At 74.4% G+C, this 11,151-nt stretch carries 10 protein-coding genes; 3 read left to right on the top strand and 7 right to left on the bottom strand.

Translation table 11 applies throughout. The features are described 5' to 3' along the window. The first annotated feature begins 65 nt into the window (after window positions 1–65). Window positions 66–548 (top strand): ATP-binding protein, encoded by a 483-nt coding sequence (locus ACYVPE_RS30555; protein WP_461036997.1) that lies wholly within the window; start codon window positions 66–68, stop codon window positions 546–548. A 15-nt stretch (window positions 549–563) separates the two neighbouring features. Here the strand turns inward: ACYVPE_RS30555 and ACYVPE_RS30560 are convergent, their stop codons facing one another. The 3 genes from ACYVPE_RS30560 to ACYVPE_RS30570 form a co-directional block, all read right to left on the bottom strand. Continuing rightward, complete coding sequence (locus tag ACYVPE_RS30560) at window positions 564–1,256, bottom strand: maleylpyruvate isomerase family mycothiol-dependent enzyme (protein WP_461036998.1); 693 nt, start codon at window positions 1,254–1,256, stop codon at window positions 564–566. Between the two features lie 98 nt (window positions 1,257–1,354). Continuing rightward, entirely contained in the window at window positions 1,355–3,169 is a 1,815-nt protein-coding gene (locus ACYVPE_RS30565; protein ID WP_461036999.1) for an acyl-CoA dehydrogenase family protein, read from the bottom strand. A 57-nt stretch (window positions 3,170–3,226) separates the two neighbouring features. Continuing rightward, window positions 3,227–4,513 carry a glycosyltransferase 87 family protein gene (locus tag ACYVPE_RS30570; protein WP_461037000.1) on the bottom strand — a complete coding sequence of 429 codons (1,287 nt, stop codon included), beginning with the start codon at window positions 4,511–4,513 and terminating at the stop codon, window positions 3,227–3,229. Window positions 4,514–4,771: 258 nt separating this feature from the next. Between ACYVPE_RS30570 and ACYVPE_RS30575 the strand changes: the two genes are divergently transcribed. Together ACYVPE_RS30575 and ACYVPE_RS30580 are read left to right on the top strand one after the other, a co-directional pair. Continuing rightward, the gene (locus ACYVPE_RS30575) at window positions 4,772–5,530 is read left to right on the top strand and encodes a polyprenol monophosphomannose synthase (RefSeq protein WP_461037008.1); all 759 of its coding nucleotides are present in this window, start codon (window positions 4,772–4,774) and stop codon (window positions 5,528–5,530) included. Between the two features lie 3 nt (window positions 5,531–5,533). Further along, window positions 5,534–6,706, top strand: a complete 1,173-nt coding sequence (locus ACYVPE_RS30580; protein ID WP_461037001.1) for a hypothetical protein — start codon at window positions 5,534–5,536, stop codon at window positions 6,704–6,706. On the opposite strand, the gene ACYVPE_RS30585 is transcribed toward ACYVPE_RS30580, so the two are convergent. The 4 genes from ACYVPE_RS30585 to ACYVPE_RS30600 form a co-directional block, all read right to left on the bottom strand. Further along, window positions 6,688–8,214, bottom strand: a complete 1,527-nt coding sequence (locus ACYVPE_RS30585) for a sensor histidine kinase (RefSeq protein ID WP_461037002.1) — start codon at window positions 8,212–8,214, stop codon at window positions 6,688–6,690. The genes ACYVPE_RS30580 and ACYVPE_RS30585 overlap by 19 nt on opposite strands. After that, the gene (locus ACYVPE_RS30590; RefSeq protein WP_461037003.1) at window positions 8,211–8,927 is read right to left on the bottom strand and encodes a response regulator transcription factor; all 717 of its coding nucleotides are present in this window, start codon (window positions 8,925–8,927) and stop codon (window positions 8,211–8,213) included. Before ACYVPE_RS30590 ends, ACYVPE_RS30585 begins: the two co-directional genes overlap by 4 nt. A gap of 61 nt (window positions 8,928–8,988) precedes the next feature. Continuing rightward, on the bottom strand, window positions 8,989–9,879 hold the full coding sequence (locus ACYVPE_RS30595) for an ABC transporter permease (protein ID WP_461037004.1): 891 nt from the start codon (window positions 9,877–9,879) through the stop codon (window positions 8,989–8,991). Then, window positions 9,876–10,814 (bottom strand): ABC transporter ATP-binding protein, encoded by a 939-nt coding sequence (locus ACYVPE_RS30600; protein WP_461037005.1) that lies wholly within the window; start codon window positions 10,812–10,814, stop codon window positions 9,876–9,878. Before ACYVPE_RS30600 ends, ACYVPE_RS30595 begins: the two co-directional genes overlap by 4 nt. Window positions 10,815–11,151: the final 337 nt, after the last annotated feature.

The following is an 11,151-nucleotide window of genomic DNA, read 5'->3' on the forward strand; positions in this document are numbered from 1 at the left end:
GCGAACCGCTCCCTGCGAGCGCGCCTGCGACCTCTTCCACCCCCTCAGCAACGAGCGGAGTCGTCATGCCCGAGAATCTCTGCCCGCCGCCGTTCCCGACGCTCCCGCAGCCGTGTCCGGACAACCTGGCCTACGCGCTCACCCTCCCCGCCGCGGCGGCCACGCCGGCCGTTGCCCGTGAGGCCGCGGAGACCGTCCTCGACGTCCACGAACTGGACGACCTCATCGAACCCGCGCTGCTGCTCGTCCACGAACTGGTCGCCTGCGCCTGCCATTTCACCCGCCCGGGCGACACCATCCACCTCGATCTGCGCCACCACGAGAGCCGGCTCCGCGTGACCGTCTTCGACGCCCACCCGCGCCACCAGTCCTGCGACCAGCTCCGGCATGCCGCCCTGCCGCTCACTCGCAAGCTCACCGAATCCCACCGTGGCGCGTGGGGCATCTCCGCCACCGAGCACCCCTGCACCGGGACCCGCACGTTCGCGACCCTGACCAAGGTGCGCCGCCGCTGGACGCCGGGGACACCTCCCGGCGGAACGTGGTGAATCCAAGCGAACGGCTCAGGGAGTGAGGGGCCCGTCCAGGATCACCTCGCCCGCACGTCGGTCACCCTCCCAGGTGAACCCCGCGCTGTCGCGCGGGAGTCGCCCCCAGAGCAGGAGGAACAGGTCCTCAGCCGGCCCGGAGAGGGTGGCGACCGGGGCGCCGGGACCGTAGGTCCAGGTGCCGCCGGTGTCGGTCGCCGCCACCCGCAACGCGGAGTCGGGGTAGGTCGCGCGTCCTCGGTCGATCATCCGAGGCGCCATCGTGTCGAAGACCTCGGCGATACCGTCGGCCACCAAGTCCGGGTCGAGCGGCCCCGGTATGCCGAGCGCGCGCTCGGCGTCCCAGCGGTGGACCAACGTTTCCAGCGCGCGGCGTCGCTGCCAGAACCCGACGGTGTGCGGCGGACGGAACGTCCAAGCGGGGGTGTCCGGGTCGGCCTCCAGGGTGCGGAGCAGGACGTCAGAGCCCTTCGCGAACCACGCCACCAACTCCGCCCGCTCACGCGGCGCCGGTATCGACTCGTAGTCCCCACGCCTCTCGACGACGGCCGCCACCGCCCAGATGTTGTCACGCCCAAGGTGGTCGGCCAGGTCGAGCAACGTCCAGTCCCCACAGTGCTCGACCGGCGCGGCCAAGTCACCGTCGAGACACCGCTGGAACGCGTCCAGCTCACGGCGGAGGTGCTGAAGGTACGCGGCAGATTCCATACCACCGAACCTAACGGGCCCGGCCTCGTAGTCCGAGGCCGACCACGACTCCTCGCGCTGGGCGACCCCGCGGGTGCGGGGAGCAGGATCCGCCCCGGTCATCTCCTGGCGCCTACCAGGTCGCTCGTGGGCGCGGCCAGGTCGAGGAGGGGGAGGCGGTTCAGCAACTCGTCCGGGAGGGCGAAGGCGTCGACCAGGGTCTCCAACCTTGGAGTGAGGCGGGCGCGCAACTCCTCGACGAGGGACGGCAGGCGGCGGGCCTCGTCGACGGGGAGCAGGGCGTCGGCGATAAGTTCGCCGGCGAGCGGACGCAGGCGGTCGAGGAGGAAGAGCCGGCACAGGTCGGTCAGGACCTCGGCCGCACCACCATCCGCCGCTGCCGCCAGGAACGCGTCGGCGGCTCGGACCAGGGCGTGTGCGGACAGGGCCTCCTGGGCCGGGCCGACGGCGTGGTTCCAGCGGGCCTGTGGGTCGCCGGCGGGGCCGCCCCGCAACGTGGCCGTCGCGCGGGTGCGGAGCGTCGCCTCGTGGGCGGCCAGGAGGTCGCGCAACGCGCGTGGATCGTCCAGGGGGCGAGAAGGAACCGGCCGGGCTGAAGCCGCGCCCGCGGTCGGGGCGAAGAGGAGTTCGCCGGCGGCCTTGACCCAGATGACCAGGTTGTCGCCCTCGGCGGTGATCGTGCCCTCGATGTTGGTGGTGAAGTCCGCCAGGCCGTTGACCGGGAAGAGCCCCTGCGCGCCGCAGCGTTCGCGGCACTCGACGCAGATCCGTCGCGCCTCCCAGGTGTTCCACGCCTTGGTGACCGCGACCAGCCGTTCGGCCTCCTCACGGAGAGCCGGCTCACGCTGCGCGAGGGCCCAGGCGTCGGTGGCGGCGCGGTGCAGGTAGGTCATGGCGTAGGCGGTCGCCGTGGCCGACAGTAAGCGGTCGGTGTGGCTACGGTGGGCGGTGAGCGGCACGCGTCGGCCGGCCGACATGCCGGTGACGTGGCGGCGGCCGGCGTAGCGGACGGCGATCGCCAGCGCCGCGCGGGCGCCGCCGAGGCCGCAGGCGCTCATGCACAGCTTGCCGGTGGTGACGCGGCCGATTGCGCGCAGGAACCGCTTGCGGCGGCTGCCGATGCCGCCGGTCAACTCGCCGTCGGCGGTGAGCCGTCCGTGGTCGCCCTGGAGCAGGGCGGAGTGCGGCAGCAGGACCTGGTCGAAGGAGGTGAGGCAGTGGTCGACGGGGCTGCCGAGGCGTTCGGGGAGCGGCCGCACGTCGATGCCGGGCCTGGATCCTGTGTCGTCGCTCAGCTCGACCAGGAAGAGGAAGACGCCGAGGTCCTGGCCCTCCACCAGCAGGCGGGCCGCGACGACCGCCGTCTTCGGCCCGCCGGCCGCGCTGGTGTTGGGCATGAACTTGCGGGCGCCCGGGTGCGGGGTGTGGAGCACGAAGCCGCCGGTCGCGGCGTCGAAGGTGGCGGTGGTCTCCAGCGCGGCGGCGTCGTTGCCGTGGTCGACCTCGGTGCAGAGAAACGTTCCTACGCGGTCCATGGTCAGCAGCGGCGTCAGATCGCGGTCGGCGTCCGGGGCGTGGTCGACCAGGCTGCCGAGGAACAGGTTGTAGTGGATGCCCGCGACGGTGGTCAGCGCGCCGTCCGCCACGGCCAGCCACTCGTGCAGGGCGGCCAGCCGGTGGACGTCGCCCGCCAGGCGCCAGGGATCGTCGAGGGAGGCGTTGACCATCCGCAGCCGCCGGTAGGCCAGTTCGACGCTCTCCGCGGGGCTCAGCCCACCGCGGTGGGCGAACGCGTCGTCCGCCAACAGCCGGCGGCCGTGCTCGTGTTGGGCGGACGCGTCGTCGCCGAACAGCGAGCGCGAGAGCTCGCTGGACAGCTGTTCGGCCCGGTCAGGGGCTTCCTGTGTGCTCACTGCGACACTTTAACTGCCCCCAGTAACAGGAGAGTTGCGTCGAAGTGGAGGCGGCGGCTACCGCCCCGCCACAACACCACGACCGGCCCGCAGGGCCAACGTGCCGGCGGCGATCAGCAGGCAGCTGCCGGCCAACGGGTAGGCGGCGGCGACGAGTTGCTGGGCGGCCGACAGGTGCAGCTCGGGTCGGCTCTCGTCGTGCGGCAGCAGCCAGCTGGCGTAGGTGAAGGCGAGCAGCGTCGCGGTCCAGGCGGCGGTCCACCAGGCCCGGTCGCGGCGCCGGCTCGCCTCCGCGAAGAGCAGCACCGACACCGGCACCGCCCAGACCCAGTGGTGTGACCACGACACCGGGCTGACCAGCAGCGCGGTGACCGCGCAGCTGGTGGCGGCCCAGGCGGTGGCGTGCGGCAGCCGGTCCGCCGCGAGCAGGGCGGCGACGGACACCGCGACCCCGGCGCAGCAGACGGCGGCGGCGGCCGACAGCCACCAGGGCGAGAGATCGCCGGTGTGCAGCACCCGGGCGAGGACGCCGCGCAGCGACTGGTTGGCGGCCGCCTCGGCGGCGCCCACCCGGTCGCCGGCGAGCACGACGTCCGTCCAGAACCGCCACGACTCGCGCGGCAGCAGCAGCGCCCCGACGCCGACGGTGCCGGCGAAGGCCAGCCAACTCCTGGTCGCCCACCGCAGATGCGGGTTGCCCGGGCGCTCGCCGCGGCGCAGCCGGACGACGGCGAGCACCGCGCCGGCCGCCGTCAGCAGGACGGCGAAGAGCGCCGGCGTCAGCTTGATGCCGGCGGCCACCCCGGTGGCCATGCCGGCCCAGCGGTGGTCGGCGCGCCTGGTCACGTCCCAGAGCACGAGTACCACGAGCAGCAGGTTGATCTGGCCGTAGCGGATCGTGGCCCACACCGGTTCGCTCCAGACGGCGAGCGCGGCCACCGAGAGCGCGACGCCGGTGTGCCAGGGGGCAAGGCGGCCGCCGACCAGGCGGAGCGAGAGGTGGGCGAGCGCGACCACCAGGGCGAAGTTCAGCAGGCAGACCAGGCCCCGTATGGCCTCGACGCTCAGCAGCGTCAGCGGCACGAACAGCAGTGCGGCGAACGGCGGGTAGGTGGCGGGGAGTTCGTGGGCGGTGACGGTCAGGCCGTACAGGTCGCCGCCGGTGCGCACGGCCCAGCCCTCGGCGCGGTAGACGTCGAGGTCGCCCAGCGGGAGGTCCAGGGCGAGCTGCGCGAAGAAGCAGACCGCGAACGACAGCGCGCATGTCAGCCCCGCGAGGAGCGGCGCGGCACTCCGCAGCCCGAACCCGCGCGGCTCGAGGGGTTCACCTACGGCCGGAAGCACGCGCGCCACCCTAGGGCGGCCGGGCCGTGGCGCGCCGCCGAGTGGCGCCGATTCTCCGCAGGTCAGCCGTCGACGTCACCCGTTCGCCGCATTACCGGCAGCCATCCCGACATTTCACGCGAGACCCTACATATGGTTCCTTTCGGTCGTTCAGGGGTGTGAGGCATGGATGTTTCAGGCGCGAGGAACGGCCGGCCGGGATCCGGGGCCGACGACGGTCTGGCGGGCGCGCCGCCCGAGGTGGCCGTCACCGTCGTGATGCCGACGTACAACGAGGCGGAGAGCCTGCCGGGCACCGCCGCCGAGCTGCTGGCCCTACCGCTGCCCGGGCTGCGGCTGCTGGTGGTGGACGACGCCAGCCCGGACGGCACGGGGCGGGTCGCCGACGAGCTGTCCGAGCGGCACCCCGGCCGGGTCGCGGTGCTGCACCGCACCGCCAAGGACGGCCTTGGCCGGGCGTACGCGGCCGGCATGGCGGCGGCGGTGGCGCACGGCGCCGAGTACGTGCTGCAGATGGACGCCGACGGCAGCCACCCGGTGCGGCACGTGCCCCAGCTGGTCGGCAGCGCGCTGGCGACCGGCGCCGACCTGGTGGTGGGCAGCCGCTACGTGCCGGGCGGGCGGCTGGCCACCGAGTGGCCGGCCCACCGGAGGCTGCTCTCCCGCTGGGCGAATCGCTATGTCGACATGGTGCTGCGCACCGGGCTGCGGGACATCACCGCCGGCTTCGCGCTGTGGCGGGCCAGCGCCGTCACGGCGCTCGGCCTGGAACGGGCCCGCAGCGCCGGCTACAGCTTCCAGATCGAGCTCAAGCACGCCGCCGTGCGGGCCGGCTGCTCCGCCGTCGAGATCCCGATCCACTTCGAGGAGCGGCGGCACGGCGTCTCGAAGATGTCGGCCGCGGTGCAGGTGGAGGCGGCGCTGCTGCCGTGGCGGCTGCTCCTGGGCGGCCTGGGGGCCGTGCCGCCGCGTGGCCGCATCCGCCGGGCCCCGAGGGCGCCGGGCCCGGGGCGGTGATCCATGGCCTACGAACGCGCGGCGCCGCCGCCCCCGCGGACCGCGGCGGTCCCCGGCGCCCTCGACCGCTTCGGCGCGGCCCTGCGCGCCGCCGCCCCGGCGCTGCTGGCGTACGCCGCGGTCCGGGCGACGGGGCTGCTGGTCATGTCGGTGTGGATGGCGTTCGCTGAGGAGAGCCCGCGCCGCTTCCTCAACCGGCGCTGGGACTCCCTGTGGTACGCGCGGATAGCCGAGGAAGGCTACGGCTACACCCGCTTCAGCGCCGGCCGTTGGCATCCGGACGAGGCGTTCTTCCCGATGCTGCCCGCCCTGGAGCGGGCGGTCACCGCGGTGGTGCCGGTGTCGGCCAACGGCGCGGGGCTGCTGGTGGGTTGGACGGCGGCGCTCGCCGCGGCCTGGGGGATCTACGCCGTCGCCACGCTGCTGTACCGGCGGACGGTGGGCGTCGTGCTGGTGGCGCTGTGGGCGGCCGTGCCGCCCGCGTTCGTGCAGTCGATGGCGTACACGGAGACGCTGTTCACGGCGCTGGCGGCCTGGGCGCTGTTCGCCGTGCTCACCGGCCGTTGGCGGTGGGCGGCGGCGCTCGCCGTCGCCGCCGGGCTCACCCGCCCGTCCGGGGTGGCGGTGGTGGCGGCAGTGCTGGTGGGCGGGGCGGTCGAGCTCGTCCGCCGCCGGAGCGGCGCGCCGCCGCGGCGGGTGCTGGCCGCCATGGCGATCGCGCCGCTCGGCTGGCTCGGCTACGTCGGGTACGTGTCGTGGCGGCGGTCGAGCCCCACCGGCTACTTCGACGTACAGGCCGAGTGGGGCAACGGCTTCGACGGCGGGGTGGCGTTCCTCCACTTCGTGGCCGGCATGCTGCGGACCAACCCGGCGCACGGGCTGCTGATCCTCGCGGTGCTCGCCGTGCTCGCGGCCCTGCTCGTCCAGTGCGTACGGCAGCGGCAGCCGCTGCCGCTCCTCGTCTACACCGCGGTGCTCGCGGTGACGGCCCTGGTCGGGGCCGGCTACTTCACCTCGCGCCCCCGGCTGCTGATGCCGGCCTTCGCGCTGCTGCTGCCGCTCGCCGTCTGGCTGGCCGCGCGGCCCCGCGCGGCGACGGCCGGCGCGGTGGCGGCCGCCGCGATCTCCTCCGGCGTGTACGGCACCTGGTTCCTGCTCTACGAGGGGCCGCCGTAGGGGCCGCCCCAGGGTCCGCCCCAGGGCGGCCCGTCCTCCGGGTGCGGCGGCAGCAGGATGCGGAAGGTGGCTCCCCGGCCGGGGGCGGTGTGGACCTCCACCCGGCCGTGGTGGGCGGTCACCAGGGAGTGGACGATGGCCAGGCCGAGGCCGGCGCCGCCGGTCCCGGTGCGGCCCCTGGCGGTGTCGGCGCGGTAGAACCGGTCGAAGACCCGGCCGGCCTGCTCGGCCGTCATTCCCGGTCCCTGGTCGCTCAGTTCGAGGACGGCCCGGCCGTCCAGCGTGCCCACGCCGATGCGTACCGGGGTGCCGGGCGGGGTGTGGGCGATGGCGTTGCCGACCAGGTTGGAGGTCACCTGCCGCAGCCGCGCCTCGTCACCGAGGACCGGGGCGCCACCCGGCGGGCCGCCGCCAGGCCCGGTCAGGGTGACGGGACGCTCGGGAGCCAGCGCCCGCAGGTCGTGCCGGGCGTCGGCGGCCAGGGTGCGCAGGTCCATCGGCATGAGGTGGAGGGGCAGGCGCGCGTCGACGGCGGCGTCCTCGTCGAGCCGGGCGAGCAGCAGCAGGTCCTCGACGATGCGGACGAGGCGGGCCGCCTCGCGTTCGACGCGGTTCATGGCGGAGTCGACGTCCGCGCGCTCTGGCATGCCGCCCATCCGGTAGAGCTCGGTGAAGCCCTTGATCCCGAAGAGCGGGGTGCGCAGTTCGTGGCTGGCGTCCGCGACGAAGGCGCGCATGCGCTCGTTGGTGGCCGCGCGGGCGGCGTCGCCAGCCTCGATCCGGTCCAGCATGCCGTTGAGCGCGGCGGACAGGCGTCCCAGTTCGGTGCGGGTGGTGGCCGGTCGCGGGACGCGGCTCGACAGGTCGCCCGCCGCGATGGCGGCCGCCGTCGCCTCGATGCGCGCCAGCGGCCGCAGGCCGGCCCGGACGGCGAACCAGGCGATGACGCCAAGCAGGACGAGCACCAGGGAGTCGATCACCAGCATCCACACCCCCAGGTGCCGGATCGTCCCGTTGACCGACGCCAGGGATCCGGCCACGACGACGCTGCCGCCGGCGGCCGGCGCGGCGATCACCCGCCAGTCGTCGCCGCCGGCCTCGCCCGGGGCCTGGAAGGGGCGGAGGGCGCGGGCGGCGACCGCCGCGGTGTCCAGGACCGGAAGTCGTGGGGCACTGTGCGTGGCGGGGCGCGGGGTGCGCTGGACGTGGCCGTCGGCGTCGAGGTAGGCGAGGTGGATGCCTCCGGTCAGCTCGCGCTCCACCGCGTCGCGCACCCGCGGTGCCGTCCCGCCGAGCGCCTCGTCCCGGTGCGACAGCCGCGCCGCGGCCGTGGCGGCGGCCCGGACGCGCTCGTCCAGCTGGTGGGTCAACTGCCGCTCGAGCAGCGTGACGAGCAGCGCGTTGCTGGCCAGCAGCGCGGCGACGACCAGCAGCAGGCTGATCGCCACCACCCGCCCGCGCAACGACAGTCGGCTGACCGGCCCGCGCCCGATGGCGGCGGCGCTCATGGCCGGGGCCTGCGCAGCACGTAGCCGGTGCCGCGCACCGTGTGGATCAGCTTCGGCTCGCCCGTGTCGATCTTGCGGCGCAGGTAGCTGATGTAGGAGGCGACGATGGAGTCGTCGCCCTCGAAGTCGTAGTGCCAGACCTGGTCGAGGAGTTGCTCCCTGGACAGGACCTGGCCGGCGTTCGCCATCAGCACGCGCAGCAGGCTGAACTCGGTGGGCGACAGCGGCACCGGCCGGCCGCCCCTGGTCACCTGGTGGCTGTCGGGGTCGAGTTCCAGGTCGGCCACGGCCAGCAGCCCGTCGGGCCGGCGGCCGCTGGTGCGGCGCAGCACGGCGCGGATGCGGAGGACGAGTTCCTCCAGGTTGAAGGGCTTCGTGACGTAGTCGTCCCCGCCGGCCCGCAGGCCGTTGATGCGGTCCTCGGCCGCGTCCCTGGCGGTCAGGAAGAGGAACGGCGGATGCCCGCCGCCGTGACCGTGGCCGTGGCCGGAGGGACGCTCGCGCAGGCGGCGCGCGACCTCGAAGCCGTCGACGTCGGGCAGCAGCACGTCCAGGACGATCAGGTCGGGGCGCTGCTCGCGGACGGCCTCCAGCGCCTGACCGCCCGTCTCGACCGCGATCACCTCGAAGCCGGCCAGCCGCAGGCTGGCGGAGAGCAGCTCACGCAACGTGGGCTCGTCCTCCACCAGCAGCAGTCGTTGTGTCGTCGTCATGGCACCCGCCCCCACCTGTGGTCCGCTACCTGCCTGCCGTGCTAGGTCCTGTCCTGCCGTGCTAGGCGTCGCGCCGGCGGAAGACGACGCACGCCGCCGCCGTCAGGGCCGCCACGCAGCCGGCCATGACGCCGAGCCCCGCCCAGGGACTCAGCAGCGCCGGGTCCTGGTAGCCGGTGATGATCTGCCCGCCGGCGATCGGTGGCCAGTACGTCGACACCCAGTCGCCGACTCCGCCCGGCAGCGCCGGAGCGAACGCCTGCACGATCAGCATCACACCGAACAGCGTGGTCACCGTAGCCGTGGTGGAGCGGATCACCGTGCCGAGCCCAAGACCGAAGAGCGCGGCCAGGGCCAGATACAGGCCGCCGCCGAGGATGCCGCGCGGAGCGACGGCGTCGGAGAGCGCCAGGTGCGGGGCGCCCGCCCCGGCGAGCGACGCCTGCCCGACCAGGAACCCGGCGAGCGACACCACGATCCCGACCGGGAGCGCCACGCCCACCAGCACCACGGCCTTGGACGCCAGCACCCGTGCCCGGTGCGGAACGGCGGTCAGCGTCGGGACGATGGTGCGCGCGCCGTACTCGGCGGTGATGACCAGGCCGCCCAGCAGGCCGAGCGCGATCTGCGCGAGCAGGTAGCCGCGCAGGCTGGTGGCCAACGGGTCGAAGGTGGCCTGGTCCGCCGGGCTCAGGTTCGCGAACTCGCCGCCGGCCGACGAGCCGTTGAGCGCGGCGAGCCCGACGCAGAACGCCAGGGTGCCCAGGATCACGTACGCCGTCGACCGCATCGTGCGGATCTTGATCCACTCCGCGTGCAGGCAGTGCCGGAAGGTCGCCCTGCCGCCCGGCGCGCGGTCCCGGTTCCGCTGGGGACGGAACACCCGGAACACGAGCGAGCGTCGGCGCGCCTTCTTCGGCCCAGGGGGGAGCCGGGTGGTGGCGGGGCTCATCGGCTCGTCACCTCGCTCGGCTCCACGCTCGGCTCCCGCTCCGACCGGTACTCCACCGCGTCGCGGGTCAGTTCCATGAACGCCTTCTCCAACGACGCCCGGCGCGGCGCGAGTTCGTGCAGCTCGATCCCGCCGGCCGCCGCCAGGGCGCCGATCTCGGCCGCCTCCAAGCCGGTGACGACCAGGGTGTCGCCGCTCTCGGTCCGCGCCTCGACGGCCGCGGTGAGCATGGCGCGCAGCGCCTCGGCCCGCGGGCTGCGGACGAGGACCTCGCGCTCGGAGTGCGCCTCGATGAAGCCCCGCATCGTCGTGTCGGCGATGAGCTTTCCGCGGCCGATGACGATGAGGTGGTCGGCCGTCAGCTCCATCTCGCTCATCAGGTGGCTGGACATCAGCACCGCGCGTCCCTCGGCGGCCATCCGCCGCATCAGCGAGCGGATCCACACGATGCCCTCCGGGTCGAGGCCGTTGAGCGGCTCGTCGAAGACCAGCACCGGAGGATCGCCAAGCAGGGCCGCGGCGATCCCCAGCCGCTGCCGCATGCCGAGGGAGAACGTCCCCGCGGGGCGCCGGCTCACGCTCTCCAGGCCGACCTCCGCCAGCACCGCGCTCACCCGACCGCGCGAGATCCCGTTGGCGGCGGCCAACGCCAACAGGTGGTGGAGGGCGGTGCGACTCGGCAACACCGCGCCGGGATCCAGCAGCGCCCCGACCGCCCGCAGCGGCGCGGGCTGCTCGGCGTACGACCGCCCGCCCACGGTGGCGGCGCCCGAACTGGCGGCGTCCAGGCCCAGGATCATGCGCAGGGTCGTCGACTTGCCGGCGCCGTTCGGCCCCAGGAACCCGGTCACCTCCCCTGGCCGGACGGCGAAGGTCAGCTCGTCCACGGCCACGACCTCGCCGTAGCGTTTCGACAGCCCATGTACGTCGATCACCGGGACTCCAGACGGGTGGTGGGGCACGCGGCGGTCGCGTGCGTCGCTCCACTGTCCGGCGCCCGCCTGGGCCGGAGTTGAACGAACATGAACGCTTGATGGGAACGCCGGGGCTCCGACGTGGGGCGACGCCCGGGGGCGGTACCCGAGGCGCCGCGGACTCACAGGAAACTCACATGAGTGCCGTGGCCGCCGTCCCGCGCTCTCAGTCGGGCGAGGCGTCGGGCGCGGCGGCGGCCGAGGTGTCGGGCGCGGCGTCGAGCGAGGCCAGGAACGCGTCGGCGGCGCCGGCCAGCGCCTCGCCGACCCGGCGGTAGCCGGCCACCGCCGCGCGCAA

Source organism: Streptomyces mayteni (genome assembly GCF_054783955.1).

What these genes read in the sequence shown, in the direction of transcription:
- ACYVPE_RS30555 (WP_461036997.1), top strand. Translation starts at nt 66, where the DNA reads ATGCCCGAGAATCTCTGCCCGCCGCCGTTCCCGACGCTCCCGCAGCCG.
- ACYVPE_RS30560 (WP_461036998.1), bottom strand. Translation starts at nt 1,256, where the DNA reads ATGGAATCTGCCGCGTACCTTCAGCACCTCCGCCGTGAGCTGGACGCG.
- ACYVPE_RS30575 (WP_461037008.1), top strand. Translation starts at nt 4,772, where the DNA reads ATGCCGACGTACAACGAGGCGGAGAGCCTGCCGGGCACCGCCGCCGAG.
- ACYVPE_RS30580 (WP_461037001.1), top strand. Translation starts at nt 5,534, where the DNA reads ATGGCCTACGAACGCGCGGCGCCGCCGCCCCCGCGGACCGCGGCGGTC.
- ACYVPE_RS30585 (WP_461037002.1), bottom strand. Translation starts at nt 8,214, where the DNA reads ATGAGCGCCGCCGCCATCGGGCGCGGGCCGGTCAGCCGACTGTCGTTG.
- ACYVPE_RS30590 (WP_461037003.1), bottom strand. Translation starts at nt 8,927, where the DNA reads ATGACGACGACACAACGACTGCTGCTGGTGGAGGACGAGCCCACGTTG.
- ACYVPE_RS30595 (WP_461037004.1), bottom strand. Translation starts at nt 9,879, where the DNA reads ATGAGCCCCGCCACCACCCGGCTCCCCCCTGGGCCGAAGAAGGCGCGC.